10 protein-coding genes are annotated in these 18,411 nt (G+C 69.6%); 9 read left to right on the top strand and 1 reads right to left on the bottom strand.

The window, feature by feature from the left end; all coding sequences use genetic code 11:
- Positions 1 to 125: 125 nt before the first annotated feature.
- On the top strand, positions 126 to 3,410 hold the full coding sequence (locus ABZ719_RS31525) for a GH92 family glycosyl hydrolase (protein ID WP_366728566.1): 3,285 nt from the start codon (positions 126 to 128) through the stop codon (positions 3,408 to 3,410).
- 84 nt (positions 3,411 to 3,494) lie between these two features.
- On the opposite strand, the gene ABZ719_RS31520 is transcribed toward ABZ719_RS31525, so the two are convergent.
- A complete protein-coding gene (locus tag ABZ719_RS31520; protein WP_366728565.1) occupies positions 3,495 to 7,298 on the bottom strand; it encodes a GH92 family glycosyl hydrolase in 3,804 nt (1,267 codons plus the stop codon).
- A gap of 460 nt (positions 7,299 to 7,758) precedes the next feature.
- Here ABZ719_RS31520 and ngcE point away from each other — a divergent pair, with 460 nt between their 5' ends.
- From ngcE to dxs, 8 genes are all read left to right on the top strand, one after another.
- Complete coding sequence (gene ngcE / locus ABZ719_RS31515; RefSeq protein ID WP_366728564.1) at positions 7,759 to 9,204, top strand: N-acetylglucosamine/diacetylchitobiose ABC transporter substrate-binding protein; 1,446 nt, start codon at positions 7,759 to 7,761, stop codon at positions 9,202 to 9,204.
- A gap of 91 nt (positions 9,205 to 9,295) precedes the next feature.
- Positions 9,296 to 10,222, top strand: coding sequence for a carbohydrate ABC transporter permease (locus tag ABZ719_RS31510; protein WP_037856088.1), 927 nt, complete (start codon positions 9,296 to 9,298; stop codon positions 10,220 to 10,222).
- Between the two features lie 2 nt (positions 10,223 to 10,224).
- Positions 10,225 to 11,148, top strand: a complete 924-nt coding sequence (locus tag ABZ719_RS31505) for a carbohydrate ABC transporter permease (protein WP_366728563.1) — start codon at positions 10,225 to 10,227, stop codon at positions 11,146 to 11,148.
- 256 nt (positions 11,149 to 11,404) lie between these two features.
- A complete protein-coding gene (locus tag ABZ719_RS31500) occupies positions 11,405 to 12,604 on the top strand; it encodes an ROK family transcriptional regulator (RefSeq protein WP_366728562.1) in 1,200 nt (399 codons plus the stop codon).
- Between the two features lie 134 nt (positions 12,605 to 12,738).
- Complete coding sequence (locus ABZ719_RS31495) at positions 12,739 to 13,848, top strand: sugar ABC transporter substrate-binding protein (RefSeq protein ID WP_366728571.1); 1,110 nt, start codon at positions 12,739 to 12,741, stop codon at positions 13,846 to 13,848.
- 254 nt (positions 13,849 to 14,102) lie between these two features.
- Positions 14,103 to 14,894 (top strand): ATP-binding cassette domain-containing protein, encoded by a 792-nt coding sequence (locus ABZ719_RS31490; RefSeq protein WP_366728561.1) that lies wholly within the window; start codon positions 14,103 to 14,105, stop codon positions 14,892 to 14,894.
- On the top strand, positions 14,891 to 16,186 hold the full coding sequence (locus ABZ719_RS31485) for a sugar ABC transporter permease (RefSeq protein WP_037856102.1): 1,296 nt from the start codon (positions 14,891 to 14,893) through the stop codon (positions 16,184 to 16,186). Before ABZ719_RS31490 ends, ABZ719_RS31485 begins: the two co-directional genes overlap by 4 nt.
- A 217-nt stretch (positions 16,187 to 16,403) precedes the next feature.
- Complete coding sequence (dxs, locus tag ABZ719_RS31480; RefSeq protein WP_366728560.1) at positions 16,404 to 18,335, top strand: 1-deoxy-D-xylulose-5-phosphate synthase; 1,932 nt, start codon at positions 16,404 to 16,406, stop codon at positions 18,333 to 18,335.
- Positions 18,336 to 18,411 lie beyond the last annotated feature (76 nt).

The raw sequence follows: 18,411 nt of genomic DNA, 5'->3' as shown, positions 1-18,411 counted from the left end.
TGTGAGTGGCGGCGCGCGTCAGGGGGAGCACGGGGTCTTCCGCTGTACCACCGGCGCGCGCTACTGTCCCTGCGGCTTGTGTGACCCGTGGTGCGCGACCCGTCCGGAGGAGGAGGGGCCGCGTCATGCGCTTCCGTTCCCTGTCCCTGCTGCTGGCCGCCGCACTCGCGGCCGGCGGAGCCACCCCCGCCCTCGCGGCGGCCACCACACCCGGCAGATCCAGCCCCGCCCTGGCCGAGGACCCCACGCCGTACGTCGATCCGCTGATCGGCACGAAGAACGGCGGCGACACCTTCCCGGGCGCCGTCACCCCCTTCGGCATGCTCTCCTTCAGCCCGGAGACCACCCGCGGCGACGCCACCCGCACGACCGCCCCCGGCGGCTACCACTACGACGCCACCCGCGTCCGCGGCTTCAGCCTCACCCACATGTCCGGCACCGGCTGCGCGGGCGGCAGCGGTGACATCCCGTTCTTCCCCTACGCCGGACAGGTCACCACCTCACCGGCGAGCGACACCAAGGACGCCGTCTACGCCTCCGGTTTCCAGCACACCGACGAGACGGCCGAGCCCGGCCACTACAAGGTGGGCCTGGCCTCCGGCGTCACCGCCGACCTCACCGCCACGGCCCGCACCGGCTCGGCGCGCTTCACCTACCCCGCGGACAAGCCCGCCTCGCTGCTGATCCGCACCGCCAACTCCGAGGTCGGCTCGACCGACTCCTCGGTCACCATCGACCCGGCCACCCGGACCGTATCCGGCTCGGTGACCTCCGGGAACTTCTGCGGCTACCTCGACCCCGAGGGGCAACGCGCCTACTACACCCTGTACTTCACCGCCCGCTTCGACCGGCCGTTCAAGGCGACCGGCACCTGGCAGGACGACAAGGTGAGCCCCGGCGCGACCTCGGCCACCGGCGGCACCGGCGGCTTCTCGCACGGCGGGCGGCCGGTGGCCGGCAAGGGCGCAGGCGGCTACGTCGAGTTCGCCCCCGGCACCGGCCCGGTCGGCGTCAAGGTCGGCATCTCCTACGTCAGCCAGGCCGGCGCCGCCGCCAACCTCGCCGCCGAGAACCCGCCCCGGCGCTCCTTCGACTCCGTGCGGGAGGCGGCCCGCCGCGCATGGCGCGAGCGGCTGGGCGCGATCCAGGTCGGCGGCGGCACCGCCGACGAGCGCACCACCTTCTACACCGCGCTCTACCATGCCCTGCTGCACCCGAACGTCATCAGCGACGCCGACCGCCGCTACCGGGGCGCCGACGGCAAGGTGCACACCGTCGGCCGCGGCCACCAGGCGCAGTACGGCACCTTCTCCGGCTGGGACGTCTACCGCGACCAGGTGCAGCTGCTGACGCTGCTCAGCCCGCGCACCGGCTCGGACATCGCCCAGTCCCTGTACGAGCTGGCCGGGCAGAACGGCGGCACGTGGGACCGCTGGCTGCACGGCGCGAGCGGCACCCACGTCATGAACGGCGACCCCTCGCCCACCGCGCTGGCCGGCATCCGCGCCTTCGGCGGCACCGACTTCGACCTGAAGGGCGCGCTCGCGTCCCTGGTGAAGGCGGCCACCGTCCCGACGGAGCAGGACCTGTCGGCGGCGGGCAAGCCGGTGCTCTCCGCCGGTCAGCGCCCCTCGCTCGACAAGTACCTGAAGCTGCACTACATGCCGTCCGTCTCCAACGCCTGGGGCGGCGCCGCGGAGACCCTGGAGATGTCCACCGCCGACTTCTCCCTGTCCCAGCTCGCCGCCGCGGCCGGCCAGAAGAAGACGGCGGACACCTTCGCCGGCCGCGCCCAGTGGTGGCAGAACAACTTCAACATCGCCGCCACCGACTCCGGCGGCTACATCGCCAACCGCAAGGCCGACGGGAGCTGGGTCACCGGCTTCACCCCGGACACCGGCAACGGCTTCGTCGAGGGCACGGCGGCCCAGTACACCTGGATGGTCCAGCACAACCCGGCCGGGCTGTTCGCGGCCATGGGCGGCCGGGACAAGGCCCTCGCCCGGCTCGACGCCTTCTTCCACACCGCGGACGGCGGCTGGGCGTTCACCGGAGGCGGTGGCGCCAAGGCGGCCATGGACAACGAGCCGTCGATCAACGTCCCCTACCTGTACGACTACGCGGGCGCGCCCTACAAGGCGCAGGAGACCGTCCGCGCCGCCATGCGGCAGCTGTGGACGACCGAGCCCGGCGGCATCCCCGGCAACGACGACCTCGGCGCCATGTCGTCGTGGTACGTCTTCTCCGCCCTCGGCATGTACCCGCAGGTCCCCTCCCGCTCCGAACTCGTCCTCGCCTCACCGCTGTTCGAGCGCGCCGAGATCCACCGCCCGCACGGCGGCGACATCTCGGTCCGCGCCCGGGGAGCGGCCGCCGGATCGCCGTACGTGCAGTCGCTGAAGGTGAACGGCCGCACCAGCGAGCGGCCGTGGCTGCCCGCCTCCTTCGTCCGTGACGGCGGACGCCTGGACTACACCCTCTCCTCCACCCCGAACCGCGCCTGGGGCAGCGACCCGGCCGCGGCGCCGCCGTCCTTCCGGCAGGGCGAGCAGCCGTACCAGATCGGCGTCGGCCCCACCACGGCGACGCTCGCCCCCGGCGAGAGCACCAAGGTCTCCCTCCGCGCCCTGTCGCTGAACGGCGGGCAGGGCCCCGACGTGCGCTTCCGGGCCGAGGCACCGGCCGGTGTCACCGCGAGCCCCGCCGAGGGCACCGTGACGGGCGGCTCCCAGGAGATCACCCTCACCGCCGGGAAGGACACCGCGCAGGGCTTCTACGACGTGAAGGTCACGGTCACCTCGGGCGGGCAGTCCTACGAGCAGCCCGTGGCCCTGACCCTCGCGGCACCCGGCACCCTGCTCGCCGCCCGGAACAACACCGGCGTCTCCGACGACGCGGGCGACCACGACGAGGCCGACTTCGACGGCGGCGGCTGGAGCTACTCCCGCCAGGCCCTCGCCGCGGCCGGTCTCACCCCGGGCGGGCAGGGCACCGTGGACGGCCTGGCGTTCACCTGGCCCGACTCGCCCGGCGGCCGCCCGGACAACGTGTCCGCGGCCGGCCAGACGATCACCCTGTCCGCCCCCGCGTCCGCGCTGTCCTTCGTCGGCAGCGCGGTCAACGGAAACCAGCAGACCAAGGCCACCGTCACCTACACCGACGGCACCACGGCCACCACCGACCTCTCCTTCACCGACTGGACCGTCGGCGGGGGCGGCGGCACCGTCCAGTACGGCAACACGGTCGTCGCCAGGACGGCGTACCGCAACGTCGCGGGAGCCGACAAGGACCCGGTGGCCACCTACGTGTTCGCCACCCGGCCCTTCGAGGCCCCGGCGGGCCTGCGGATCCGGTCGGTGAAGCTGCCGTCCGACACCGACCTGCACGTCTTCGCCCTCGCGGTGAAGTGACCGGCTGAGCCGAACACCGGCAGCACGAAAGGGGCGGGCCCGCCAGGACCCGCCCCTTGTGCTGTGCCGCACACCGGGTGTGCGTCAGGCCAGCAGCTCCACCTCCGCCAGCGTCGAGGCACCGTCGAGCACCAGCCGGTACTTCTGGTAGGTGCCCGGCGAGGCGATCGTGAACGGCCGGGTCTGCCTGTCCCAGGCGAAGGACTCGCCCGAGCGGCGGTCCACCGTCTTCCAGTGCGTGCCGTCCGACGACGCCTGGAGCGTCCAGCCCGCCGGGGCCCTGCCGCGGTCGCCCGACGAGGTCAGCGTGTACTGGAGGGCCTTGACGGAGCCGGTGACCGGCAGGTCCACCTGGGTCACCGTGGCGTCCGTCGACGAGGTGTCGTCGAACAGCGCGCCGTCGCCCTTGAGCACGTCCGCGCGCGGCGCCGGTGCCTTGTCGCCGGTGGTGATCGACACGGGCGCGGCGTTCTCGGCCGTGCCCCACTTCGAGGGCCGCGGGCCCATGTCGAACTCCAGCACACCGCCCTTGGAGAGCAGGGAGTGCGGCAGGTCGGTGGAGTTCCACTTCTTGCCGTTGAACCGGACACCCTGCACGTAGATGTTCTTCGCGCTGTTCCGCGGCGCCTTCACGACCAGGTCGTGGCCGTTCTCCAGGTGCACGGTCGCCTTGGTGAACAGCGGGGAGCCTATGGCGTAGTCGCCGCTGCCCATGACCAGCGGGTAGAAGCCGAGCGAGGAGAAGAGGTACCAGGCCGACTGCTCGCCGTTGTCCTCGTCACCGTGGTAGCCCTGGCCGATCTCGCTGCCGACGTAGAGCCGGGAGAGCACCTCGCGGATCTTCTCCTGCGCCTTCCACGGCTGCCCGGCCGCGTCGTACATGTACGTGACGTGGTGGGCGACCTGGTTGGAGTGGCCGTACTGGCCCATGCGCACGTCCCGCGCCTCGGTCATCTCGTGGATGATCCCGCCGTAGGAGCCGGCGAACTCGGAGGTCGCCGTCTCCGGGGTGGCGAAGTACGTGTCGAGCTTGTCCGCCAGGCCCTTGCGGCCGCCGTACAGGTTGGCCAGGCCCCGGCTGTCCTGCGGGGCGGTGAAGGCGTAGCCCCAGCCGTCGGTCTCCGTGTAGTCGTAGCCCCACACGCGCGGGTCGTACTTCGCGGAGTCGACGCGCCAGTTGCCCTTGGCGTCCTTGCCCTGGAAGAAGCCCGCCTTCGAGTCGAACAGCTTCACGTAGTCCTGGGCGCGGTTGAGGAAGTACTGCGCCTCGTCCTTGTAGTGCTTCTGGCCCGTCTTCCGGTAGAGGGCCTCGCCCATCTTCGCGATGCCATAGTCGTTGACGTAGCCCTCCATGGCCCACGACAGGCCCTCGCCGGTGGCCGTGCTGGTGTAGCCGAGGAAGGGCGAGGTGCTCATGCCCTTGCGGCCCACACCGGAGGTCGGGGGCACGACGGTGGCGTTCTTGAGGGCCGCCTCGTACGCCGCCCGGGCGTCCATCGGGACACCCTTGACGTACGCGTCGGCGAAGGCCACGTCCGAGGAGGTGCCGGTCATCAGGTCGGCGTAGCCGGGGGAGGACCAGCGCGAGGTCCAGCCGCCGTCCTTGTACCCCTGCACGAACCCGTCGACCATCTCACCGGCCTGCGAGGGCGTCAGCAGCGAGTACGCGGGCCACGTGGTGCGGTAGGTGTCCCAGAAGCCGTTGTTGACGTACACCTTGCCGTCGACGATCTTCGCGCCGGTGTGCGTCGGCGTGTCCTCGCCGGTCATCGCCGAGAACGGGGAGGCGTACCGGTCCTTGCCGCCGACCTTCTCGAAGCCCGAGTTCGGGTACAGGTAGAGCCGGTACATGCTGGAGTACAGCGTGGTCAGCTGGTCCGGTGTGGCGCCCTGGACCTCGACCTTGCCGAGCAGCCGGTCCCAGGTGCGCTGGGCGCGTGCCCTGACGGTGTCGAAGGTGGTGCCGTCCGGGATCTCCTGGCGCAGGTTGTCCTTCGCCTGGTCCACGCTGATGAGCGAGGTGGCCAGGCGCAGGGTGACGGCGTGGTCCTTGCCGGTGTCGAAGCGCAGGTAGCCCTTGACCCCGCTGGAGGAGCCGTCCTGGACGGGCTTGTCGAAGACGCCGTAGACGAAGAGCCGGGTGGCGCCGGTGGACAGCCCGGACTTCACGTCCGAGAAGCCGGTGACGACACCGTGCTCCTTGTCCAGCGTCAGGCCGCCCTGGTCGGTGACGTTGTCGAACAGGACGCTCGCGTCGTCACCCGGGTAGGTGAAGCGCAGCGCCGCCGCGTGGTCGGTCGGGGCCATCTCGGCCTTCAGACCGTTCTCGAACCGCACGCCGTAGTAGTAGGGGTGCGCGGTCTCGTTCTCGTGCCGGAAGGGCAGCGCGCGGGCGGTGCGGCCGGTGTCCGGGGTGCCGGACGCCGCCGACGGCATCACCTGGAACGTCTGCCGGTCACCCATCCAGGGGCTCGGCTCGTGGCTCGCGGCGAACGCCTGGACGGTGGGCAGGTTGTCGCTGTTGTTCGCACGTGCGTATTCGTACAGCCAGCTCTGCGAGCCCGCGTTGGTGACCGGGGTCCAGAAGTTGAAGCCGTGCGGCATCGCGGTCGCGGGGAAGTTGTTGCCGCGCGAGAAGCTGCCGCTGGAGTTGGTGCCGCGGGTGGTCAGCGCGTAGTCGGCCAGGTGCGCCTTGGGCCGCTCGGGCGCGACCCGCTTGATCGACACGTCGTCCAGCCAGCCGCGGAACTTCGCCGGACCGCTCGGGGAGTCGTAGGCGAGCAGCACGCGGTCGACGGTCTTGCCGGCCGCGACCGACCCGATCCGCGACACCACGTTGTTCCACTGGTTGACGTACAGCGTCTTGGCCGCGCCCTGCGCCTGCGGGCTCAGTCCGAAGCCGTGCTGGTCGGTGGCGCCCAGCCGGCTCAGGTAGGTGCCGTCGGTGAAGGCGAGGTCGACGGAGACGTTCGTGGCGTCGTAGTCGCGGTCGCCGTCGGCCATCGACGGGAAGAGGCGGTAGGACAGCTGGGTGTCCCGGGTCACCTTGAGGTTCACGTCGAAGATCTTGTTGTACGAGTAGGCGCGGCCCTTGGCGGTGTGCCGGCCGGCGTAGCGCAGCGCCCGCTTGCCCGTGTAGCCCGCGCCGGCCTTCGCGGTCGGGGAGCCGCTGGGGCCGCGGTCGACGAGGGAGAGCATGTCCTGGGGGACCGTGCCGCCGTCGTCGCCGGTGGAGAACTGGACATCGGCGAGCTGGAGTATGTTCGAGGCGCCGTTGTTCTTCGTGATCTCCAGCCGGAAGTGCTGGTACTCCGCGGGCGCGGCCAGATCGTACGTCTTCGTCTGGAAACGCTGGGCGAAGGACTCGCCGGAGCGGCTGTCGACGCTCTTCCAGTCCTTGCCGTCGGCGGAGGCCTTGAGCGTCCAGTCCTTCGGGTCACGCTCGCCGTAGTCGTTGGCGGAGGTGAGGGCGTAACGGGTGATCTTCACGGGTTTGTCGAAATCGAACTCCACCCAGCCGGTGGACTCGAAGGTGAGCCACTTGGTGCCCGGCTCGCCGTCGACGAGGTTCTCCTTGACCTCGCCCGACCCGCTGTTCTCCGAGCTGGCCCGGAGGTCGGTGACGTGGTCGTCGACGTTGCCCGGGATGCCGGTGCTGTAGCCGCCGTCCACGCCCGAGGCGCGCTTGCCGCCGTCCGGGGCGGTGTCGACCGTGCTGAGCCAGTCCGGTGCCGGATCGCCGGACTCGAACGAGGACGCGAACTCCCGGTCGGCCACCGGGGCCTTGCCGGGAAGTGCGACCGCCGCCCCCTGGGACCCGGCGGCCAGGACGAAGGCGGCCGTGACGACGACCGCCGGACCCCATCTGTGCCGTACTCTGCGCTGCATACGAGGGCACCCTCCCTGGTTCTCCAAAGCGCCGGACAACGTTGTCAAATTCGGCGCAAGCTCCAGTAGGGAGTCAAGTGGCCAGAGATGTCAAGGGTGTTGGGTGCGGCATTCGGGCGTGAAGTCCCGGATATTTCCGTCAAGGGACCCCACAGGGGGTTCATATTTCCGCGAGGTCTCAACTCGGAAAAGACCGACAGTGAACCTTGCGTTCGATCTTGCTCCGTCCGCCTGAAGTGGACTATACCTGTCGGCGTCCGTGAAGCCGTTCGACCGGTCGGCGGCGGACCCGGGGGGAGCCGGAAAGGTGGTTCGACGTGCGAAACGCGTCGGCCTCCTTGTTTTCCCAGCGATCCCGGTGGATGACGCACGAAGTACTTATTGCACGAGCTTGGCCTACCGCGGTGCCGGGGAGGATCCGGTTCACCGCCTGAGTCCTGGAGAAGGCGAGGACTTGCGCATGGGATCCACTTCCGCCGAGAACCACGGGGGCGTCGGCCGCCGTTCCCTGATCAAGAGGTCCGCGGCCCTCGGCCTGGTCTCCGTACCCGCGATGAGCTTCCTGTCCGCGTGCGCCAGCGGCGGCGGCGACGGCCAGGACAAGGCCAAGGCGGGCAAGAAGACGGCCAAGAACCCGCTCGGCGTCAACGACAGCGCGCAGATGGAATTCGTCCTGTTCGACGGCGGCTTCGGCTCCGAGTACGCCAAGGACGCCACGCAGATCTACCAGAAGAACTTCCCGAAGGCGAAGGTCAAGTTCACCACCACCCAGAAGATCCAGTCCACGCTCCAGCCCCGCTTCAACCAGGGCAACCCGCCGGACCTCATCGACAACTCCGGCGCCGAGCAGATGGACATGGGCGTGCTCGTCGGCAAGAACCAGCTCGCCGACCTCACCCCGCTGCTGGACGCGCCCTCCTACGACGACCCGGCGAAGAAGGTCCGCGACACGCTGCGGCCGGGCATCGTGGAGATGGGCCAGTTCGACGGCAAGCCGGTCTGGATCCTCTACTACGCCTACACGGTCTACGGCGTCTGGTACTCGCAGAAGGCCCTGGACTCGCTGGACGAGAAGTACCCCGAGACCTGGGACGAGATGATCAAGGTCTGCCAGAAGGCCCAGAAGAAGGGCATGGCGGGCTGGACCTACGCGGGCAAGTACCCGTACTACCTCCCGTTCTCGCTCTACCCGATGATCGGCAAGGTCGGCGGCCGCGAGGTCCTGGACGCCATCGACAACCTGGAGCCCAACGCCTGGAAGCACCCGGCCGTCAAGGCCTGCTTCGAGGCGTACTACGAGCTGTACAAGCGGGGCTTCATCCTCAAGGGCACCCCCGGTCTGGACCACATCCAGTCGCAGACCGCGTGGGCCAAGGGCAAGGCGCTGTTCATCCCGAACGGCTCCTGGGTGGAGAACGAGTCCGCGAACGTCATCCCCTCGGACTTCAGCCTCGCCGTCTCCGCGCCCACCGGCCTCGACGGCTCCGACAAGATGCCCTTCGGCACGATCTGGGCCTCCGGCGGTGAGCCCTTCATCGTCCCGGCCAAAGCCGCGAACACCGAGGGCGGCATGGAGCAGCTGCGCATCATGCTCAGCGAGGCCTCCTCGAAGAACTTCACCGCCAAGGTGAAGTCGCTGACCGCGTACAACGGCGGCACCACCGGCATCGACCTGACCCCGGGTCTGAAGTCGGGCGTGGCCGCGCTGGAGAAGGCCGGCTCCAACGTGCTGAACCCGCGCCTGCAGGACTGGTACGTGCAGCTGCAGAAGGAGAAGATCGGTGTGGCCGGTCTGGGCGAGATGATGGCCGGCCGCGCCACCCCGGCGGAGACCATCAAGAAGATCCAGGGCTTCGCCGACGAGGCCGCCAAGGACACGTCGATCAAGCACTACAAGCACCAGTGAGGGTCCGTCACCAGGGCCCGCCCGGCGGTCGGTCAGACCGCCGGACGGGCCCTGGCGGCACCGTCCGCCCTTCAGATCGGGGTCGCTAGCAATGCAGCACGGCAAGTACCGGTTCATCGTGGGGTTCCTGGTGGTACCCCTGGGGCTGTACGCGCTCTTCGTCATCTGGCCGTTCATCCAGTCCATCTACTACTCGTTCACGGACTGGACCGGCCTGAGCCCCGACTTCAAGATGGTCGGCGTCGACAACTACAAGAGGATGTTCGACGACGAGATCTTCTGGAAGTCGTTGCAGCACAGCCTGCTGTTCGCCCTGGTGCTGCCGGTGGTGACGATCGGGCTCGCGCTGTTCTTCTCCTTCATGATCAATGTCGGCGGACGGCGCAGGAAGGGCGGCCCGGCCATCAGCGGGGTCCGCGGCTCCTCCTTCTACAAGATCGTCTACTTCTTCCCGCAGGTGCTGTCGATCGCCATCGTCGCCCTGCTGTTCGCCTTCGCGTACAACCCGGACAGCGGAGCGATCAACTCGCTGCTGCGCGGGATCGGGCTCGGCAGTCTCCAGCCGCTGTGGCTGGGCGACCCGGACCTCGCCCTGTGGTGCGTGATGGCCGTGCTCGTCTGGTCGACCACCGGCTTCTTCGTGGTCCTCTTCTCGGCGGCCATGGCCTCCATCCCGGCGGACCTGTACGAGGCGGCGCTGCTCGACGGCGCGAGCCGCTTCACCACCTTCTTCCGCATCACCCTGCCGCTGCTGTGGGACACCGTGCAGTCCGGCTGGGTCTACATGGGCATCCTCGCGCTCGGCGCCGAGTCGTTCGCGGTCGTACAGATCATGACGACCGGCCCCGGCGGCCCCGACTACTCGACCACCGTCATGGTCCTGTACGTGTACCAGAAGGCGTTCCGTGACGGTCAGGCCGCCTACGCCACCACGATCGGCGTCGCCCTGCTGGTCGTCACACTGCTCTTCTCGGCCGTCGTGATGAAGCTGGGCCGGCGCGAGCGGCTGGAGTTCTGATCATGGAAACCACCGAGACCCCCGCCCCCGTACCGGCCGAGCCCGGCGTCGCGGTCGGCAAGACCGGCTCCCCGCAGGAGAAGACGCCCCGCAAGAAGAGGGAGGGCGGTGTCCTCAACGTCTTCTCGCACGGGGTCCTGATCATCTGGGCGATCATGGTCGTCCTGCCGCTGGTGTGGGCGGTGATGACGTCCTTCAAGTCCGACGGCGCCATCTTCAGCTCGCCCTGGGCGCTGCCCGACACCCTGCACTTCGGCAACTGGTCGCGGGCGTGGAACGACGCGCACATGAGCGACTACTTCCTGAACACGGTCCTGGTGGTCGGGGGCTCGCTCGTCGGCACCCTGGTCCTCGGCTCGATGGCGGCCTATGTACTGGCCCGCTTCGAGTTCCCGGGCAACCGGTTCATCTACTACCTGTTCATCGCCGGAATGAGTTTTCCGGTCATTCTCGCGCTGGTGCCGTTGTTCTATGTCGTGAACAACATGGGGCTGCTGAACACCATCCACGGGCTGATCCTGGTCTACATCGCCTACTCGCTGCCTTTCACGGTGTTCTTCCTGACGGCGTTCTTCCGGTCGCTGCCGAGTTCGGTGGCGGAAGCCGCATTCGTGGACGGCGCCTCGCACACCCGGACCTTCTTCCAGATCATGCTGCCGATGGCCAAGCCCGGTCTGATCAGCGTCGGGATCTTCAATTTCCTGGGGCAGTGGAACCAGTACATCCTGCCTACCGTGCTGAACACCGATCCGGACAAGCGCGTGCTCACCCAGGGCCTGGTCCAGCTGGCCGTCAGCCAGGGCTACAAGGGTGACTGGTCCGGGCTCTTCGCCGGTCTGGTGATGGCGATGCTGCCGGTCCTGGCGGCGTACATCATCTTCCAGCGCCAGGTGGTGCAGGGCCTGACGGCAGGCGCCCTGAAATAGCCCGACGGGGCTCCCGGCCCCCTCCGCCCGCGCCGCCTACCGAGCCGCCCCCGGCCCGCCGGGGGCGGCTCCGGCGTGCCCGGACGCGCCTTCGGGCCCTCTCCCGCGCATGTCACCACGGCTCCGCGCGGTGGTTCCTGTCCCCGGAAACGGTTCAACCTCTTGACGGGAGGCAACCCGAACGGCTCATCTTAGAGTTCACTTGTTGGACATGGACGGGGCCTCGCCGGAGCGGCCCCGCGCGCAGGAGGTCGTCGTGGAGACTCCAGGGTCGCAGTCGTCGCTGCACCGAGCCAACCTGGAGCGGGTCGTACGTGCCGTGCGTCTTGCCGGATCCCTCACCCAGGCGGAGATCGCACGGACCACGGGTCTGTCCGCGGCGACGGTCTCCAACATCGTGCGGGAGCTGAAGGACGGCGGAACGGTCCAGGTCACGCCCACGTCCGCGGGCGGCCGCCGGGCGCGCAGCGTCTCCCTGAGCGGGGACGCCGGGATCGTGATCGGCGTCGACTTCGGGCACACCCATTTGCGGGTCGCGATCGGGAACCTCGCCCACCAGGTGCTCGCGGAGGAGTCCGAGCCGCTGGACGTGGACGCCTCCGCCGGCGAGGGCTTCGACCGGGCGGAGGAGCTGGTCAACCGGCTGATCACGGCCACGGGGGTGGACCGGGCGAAGATCGCCGGGGTGGGCCTCGGCGTGCCCGGACCGATCGACGTGGAATCCGGCACGCTCGGCTCCACGGCGATCCTGCCGGGCTGGGGCGGCATCAAGCCCGCCGAGGAGCTGCGGGGGCGCCTCGGCGTGCCGGTGCACGTGGACAACGACGCCAACCTCGGCGCCCTGGGCGAGCTGGTCTGGGGGAGCGGGCGCGGGGTCCGCGACCTCGCGTACATCAAGATCGCCAGCGGTGTGGGCGCCGGTCTCGTGATCGACGGGAAGATCTACCGCGGTCCCGGCGGCACGGCCGGCGAGATCGGGCACATCACGCTCGACGAGTCCGGCCCGGTCTGCCGCTGCGGCAACCGCGGCTGCCTGGAGACCTTCGCCTCCGCGCGCTACGTCCTGCCCCTGCTCCAGCCCAGCCACGGCTCCGAGCTGACCATGGAGGGCGTCGTCCGGCTGGCACGCGAGGGGGACCCGGGATGCCGCCGGGTGATCGCCGACGTGGGCCGGCACATCGGCAGTGGGGTCGCCAATCTCTGCAACCTGCTCAACCCGAGCCGGGTGGTCCTCGGCGGTGATCTCGCCGAGGCGGGCGAGCTGGTCCTCGGGCCCATCCGGGAGTCCGTGGGCCGCTATGCCATCCCCAGCGCCGCGCGCCAACTGTCCGTACTGCCGGGGGCACTTGGCGGCCGGGCAGAGGTGCTCGGGGCGCTCGCCCTGGCGCTCAGCGAGATGGGGGATTCCACCCTTTTGGACGGAACCCTGGCGGCGGCGACCCCTGCCTTCACTTAGAGAACGTATGGCACCGTTGCCATCTCGTTAAGGATTTACTTCTTGACGTCGCACGCGTGGCCGAGTTGACTTCCAGCCACCTCGGCCGCAACGACGCGGCCTCGTCAGGGAGGTTTGAGGAAGTGAACACGCGTATGCGTCGTGCGGCCTTCGCCGTTGCCGCTGGTGCCATGGCCGTCTCGCTCGCCGCCTGTGGCAGTGCCAAGGAGTCCAAGGACAGCGACTCCTCCAACTCGTCCGCCCCGGCCGCCAAGAAGGGCGACGACATCAAGGTCGGTCTGCTGCTGCCGGAGAACAAGACCGCTCGCTACGAGCAGTTCGACAAGCCCTTGATCGAGAAGAAGATCAAGGAGCTGACGAACAACAAGGGCAAGGTCTTCTACAACAACGCCCAGCAGAACGCGAACCTGCAGAGCCAGCAGGTCGACACGATGATCACCAACAAGGTGGACGTGCTCATCGTGGACGCGGTGGACGCCAAGGCCATCAAGAACTCCATCCAGAAGGCCAAGGACCAGGGCATCAAGGTCGTCGCCTACGACCGCCTGGCCGAGGGCCCGATCGACGCCTTCACCACCTTCGACAACGAAGAGGTCGGCAAGGCGCAGGGCGAGGCGCTGCTGAAGGCCCTGGGCAGCAAGGCCACCAAGTCGAGCAAGATCGTCATGATCAACGGCTCGGTGACCGACCCGAACGCCGCCCAGTTCAAGAAGGGCGCCCACGCCGCCCTCGACGGCAAGGTGACCATCGCCAAGGAGTACGACACCAAGGAGTGGTCGCCGGACAACGCCAACTCCGAGATGGAGGCGGCGATCTCCGCGGTCGGCGCCAAGAACATCGCGGGCGTCTACTCCGCCAACGACGGCATGGCCGGCGGTGCCATCACCGCCCTCAAGGCCGCGGGCGTCAACGTCCCGGTCACCGGCCAGGACGCCGAACTCGCCGGTGTGCAGCGCATCCTCGCGGGCGACCAGTACATGAGCATCTTCAAGTCCTACCCGACGGAGGCGAACGTCGCCGCCGAGATGGCGGTCGCCCTCGCCAAGGGCACCGGCCTGGACTCGATCGCCAAGACCAAGGTGGACAGCGACAGCACCAAGGGCGTCCCGGCGCTGCTGGTCCCGGTCATCTCGCTGACCAAGGACAACGTCAACGAGACGGTCATCAAGGAGGGCTTCTACACCGCCGCCCAGATCTGCACCGGCAAGTACAAGACCTTCTGCGACAAGTACGGCGTCAAGTAAGCGGTCCGGCCGGCCCCGCGCACAGCGGCCCGGCCCCGCCCGCGCACGAGCGGCCCGCCCCGGTCCGCGTACGGCACCTCGCCACGAGGCCGCCCGTACGGACCCCGGCCGCCCCACGGCTCCGCCGGCGCCCCGCGCACCATTCAGCCCCGCAAGCTCGGCGCGGGGCGCCGGACGGAACATCCCCGGGTCGCTCCCGACCCACCCACCCAGCATTCCTGCACAACCTCCCGCCGGGTCAGGCGGCGAAGGAGATGGTTCACGTGTCCGCTACGCCCGTGCTGGCGTTGCGCGGGGTCTCCAAGCGGTTCGGTGCCGTTCAGGCGCTCACCGACGTAGAGCTTGAGGTCCACGCCGGTGAGGTGGTCGCCCTGGTGGGCGACAACGGCGCCGGAAAATCCACGCTGGTCAAGACGATCGCCGGCGTGCACCCCATCGATGAGGGCGCCATCGAGTGGGACGGCAAGCGCGTCCAGATCAGCAAGCCGCACGACGCCCAGAGCCTCGGCATCGCGACCGTCTACCAGGACCTCGCGCTGTGCGACAACATCGACGTCGTCGGCAACCTCTACCTGGGCCGCGAACTCAAGCGGTTCGGCGTGCTCGACGAGGTCGAGATGGAGCGCCGCTCCCAGGAGCTGCTGCGCACCCTGTCGATCCGCATCCCGAGCGTGCGCATCCCGATCGCCTCGCTCTCCGGCGGCCAGCGCCAGGTCGTGGCCATCGCCCGCTCCATGCTCGGCGAGCCCAAGCTGGTCATCCTGGACGAGCCCACCGCCGCCCTCGGCGTCGAGCAGACCGCCCAGGTGCTCGACCTCGTCGAGCGGCTGCGCGAGCGCGGCCACGCCGTCATCCTCATCAGCCACAACATGGCCGACGTGAAGGCCGTGGCGGACAAGGTCGCCGTCCTGCGCCTGGGCCGCAACAACGGCGTCTTCGAGGTCAAGACGACCTCGCAGGAGGAGATCATCTCCGCCATCACCGGCGCCACCGACAACGCCGTGACCCGCCGTGCGGCGCGCGCGAACGGGGAGGTATCCAAGTGAGCATCGACAAGACCTCCGCCACCGCGCAGGACGAGCAGGCCGTCGAGAACCCCGAGGCCGCGGCCGCCGCGGTGACCGCGGTCGACCCGCGCCTGCTGGTGCGCGAGCAGGGCCTGGCGGGCTACCTCGGCGAGTTCAAGCGGAAGATGAAGGCCGGTGAACTGGGCTCGCTCCCGGTCATCCTCGGCCTGATCATCATCTGCGTCGTCTTCCAGAGCCTCAACTCGCAGTTCCTGTCCGCGCAGAACCTGAGCGACATCACCGTCACCATGGTCGGCACGGGCATGATCTCCGTGGGCATCGTCTTCGTGCTGCTGCTCGGCGAGATCGACCTGTCCGTCGGCTCCGTCAGCGGCGCCGGGAGCGCCCTGGCCGCCGTCCTCGCCGTCAACCAGGGCTGGCCCGAGTGGGCCGCGGTGCTCATCGCCGTCGCCGCCGGCGCGGCCATCGGCGCCCTGCACGGCTTCTTCTTCGCGGTGCTCGGCGCGCCCGCGTTCGCCGTGACCCTGGCCGGCCTGCTGTTCTGGCTCGGCTTCATGCTCAAGATCCTGGGCGAGAACGGCACCATCAACCTCGACAGCGACGGCCTGATCGGCAAGCTGACCACGTACTTCTTCTCGGACGTGGCCGCCGCCTACGGGCTCGCGCTCATCGTGGTCGTGGTGTTCTTCGTCACCTCCTTCCTGGGCAACCGGCGCCGCGAGGCCGCGGGCATCCCGTCCCGGCCGATGAGCGACACCGTGCTGCGCACCGTGCTGCTCGCCGTGATCTCCTTCGCCGCGGCCTTCATGTACAACCAGTACAAGGGCCTGCCGCTGGCCACGGTGATCTTCCTGGTGTTCCTCATCGGCACCGACTTCCTGCTGCGCCGCACCGCCTACGGCCGCAAGGTCTTCGCGCTCGGCGGCAGCGTGGAGGCGTCCCGCCGCGCGGGCATCAACGTCACCGCGATCCGGATCTCGGTCTTCGCGATCTCCGGCGGTTTCGCGGCGGTCGGCGGCCTGTTCCTGGCCTCCAAGATCGCCTCGGCCAACCAGAGCGCCGGCACCGGTGACCTGCTGATGAACGCCATCGCGGCGGCCGTCATCGGCGGCACGTCCCTCTTCGGCGGCCGCGGCCGCACCTGGAACGCGCTGCTCGGTGTGCTGGTCATCGTCTCGATCCAGTACGGCCTCCAGCTGGAGTCCATCGCCGAGCCGGTCAAGTACATGATCACCGCGGCGGTCCTGCTGGCCACGGTCGTCATCGACTCGGTCACCCGCAAGACCCAGAAGACGGCCGGACGCGCCTGACCGCGCCCGACCCGAACACCTGTGCCCGGCGCCGAAGCGGTGCCGGGCACAGCCGTGCGGGGAAGCCTCACCCGGCCGGGCCATGGAAGGGCCCCCGCCGGGGTACAGCCGTTCGCGTGACCTACGACCCACCGCCCGGCCACGGGGCGCCCGGGCGGAACATTAGACTCGACAAGCCCGGCAACAGCTCGATCAGCTCTACTGCAAGGAGGCACGGGTGCCGCTGCTGACCCGCATCAGGGGACCGCGCGATCTGGACCGGCTCAGCATGGAGGAGCTGGACCAGCTGGCGCAGGAGATCCGGACCTTCCTGGTCGACGCCGTGTCCAAGACCGGCGGGCACCTCGGCCCCAACCTCGGTGTGGTGGAGCTGACCATCGCCCTGCACCGGGTCTTCCACTCGCCCAAGGACAAGGTGCTGTGGGACACCGGCCACCAGTCCTACGTGCACAAGCTGCTCACCGGCCGCCAGGACTTCTCGAAGCTGAAGATGAAGGGCGGCCTGTCCGGCTACCCCTCGCAGGCCGAGTCCGAGCACGACGTCATCGAGAACAGCCACGCCTCCACCGTCCTCGGCTGGGCCGACGGCATCGCCAAGGGCAACCAGATCCTGGGGCGCGACGCCCACGTCGCCGCCGTCATCGGCGACGGCGCGCTGACCGGCGGCATGGCCTGGGAGGCGCTCAACAACATCGCCGCCGCCAAGGACCGCCCGCTCGTCATCGTCGTCAACGACAACGAGCGCTCCTACGCGCCCACCATCGGCGGTCTCGCCAACCACCTCGCCACCCTGCGCACCACCGACGGCTACGAGCGCTTCCTCGCCCGCACCCGCGAGGTCCTGGAGCGCACCCCGGTCGTCGGCAGGCCGCTGTACGAGACGCTGCACGGCGCGAAGAAGGGCCTGAAGGACTTCATCGCCCCGCAGGGCATGTTCGAGGACCTGGGCCTGAAGTACGTCGGCCCGATCGACGGCCACGACATCGAGGCCCTGGAGTCCGCGCTCACCCGCGCCAAGCGCTTCGGCGGCCCGGTCATCGTGCACTGCCTCACCGAGAAGGGCCGCGGCTACCAGCCCGCCCTCCAGGACGAGGCCGACCGCTTCCACGCCGTCGGCAAGATCCACCCGGACACCGGGCTGCCGATCTCCGCCTCCGGCGCCGACTGGACCTCCGTCTTCGGCGAGGAGATGGTCAGGCTCGGCAAGGAGCGCGAGGACATCGTCGCCATCACCGCGGCCATGCTCCAGCCGGTCGGCCTGGACAAGTTCGCCAAGGCCTTCCCCGACCGCGTCTACGACGTCGGCATCGCCGAGCAGCACGGCGCCGTCTCCGCGGCCGGCCTCGCCCACGCGGGCGTCCACCCGGTCTTCGCGGTGTACGCCACCTTCCTCAACCGTGCCTTCGACCAAGTGCTGATGGACGTGGCGCTGCACAAGTGCGGCGTCACCTTCGTCCTGGACCGGGCCGGGGTCACCGGCACCGACGGCGCCTCCCACAACGGCATGTGGGACATGTCCATCCTCCAGGTCGTCCCCGGCCTGCGGCTGGCCGCCCCGCGCGACGCCGACCAGGTCCGCGCCCAGCTGCGCGAGGCCGTCGAGGTCGACGACGCGCCCACCGTGGTCCGTTTCTCCAAGGGCGCCGTGGGCCCCGCCGTGCCCGCGGTCGGCCGCGTCGGCGGCATGGACGTGCTGCGCGAGCCCGGCACCGACACCCCGGACGTGCTCCTCGTCTCCGTCGGCGCGCTCGCCCCGATGTGCCTGGAGATCGCGGCCCTCCTGGACCGGCAGGGCATCTCCACCACCGTCGTCGACCCGCGCTGGGTCAAGCCCGTCGACGAGGCCATGGCCCCGCTGGCCGAACGCCACCGCGTGGTCGTCACCGTCGAGGACAACTCCCGCGTCGGCGGTGTCGGCTCCGCCGTCGCCCAGGCCCTGCGCGACGCCGGCGTCGACGTGCCGCTGCGCGACTTCGGCATCCCGCCGCGCTTCCTCGACCACGCCTCACGCGCCGAGGTCATGGCGGAGATCGGCCTGACCGCGCCCGACATCGCCCGTCAGGTCACCGGCCTCGTCTCCGAGCTGGACGGCCGCTTCTCGCGTACGGCCACCGAGGTGGACTCGGCGGTGCAGCCCGCCCGCGACTGAGTCCGCAGCGTCCCCGCACGCCGCAGAAGGACCGGTTCCGCCCCTTTCCACGGGTGGCGGAACCGGTCCTTCTGCG

It is taken from the genome of Streptomyces sp. NPDC006743 (assembly GCF_040703815.1).
In the GTDB taxonomy this organism is placed as follows: domain Bacteria; phylum Actinomycetota; class Actinomycetes; order Streptomycetales; family Streptomycetaceae; genus Streptomyces.
The sequence above is the reverse complement of the archived record's forward strand: the minus strand, read 5'-3'. Positions and strand labels throughout refer to the sequence as shown.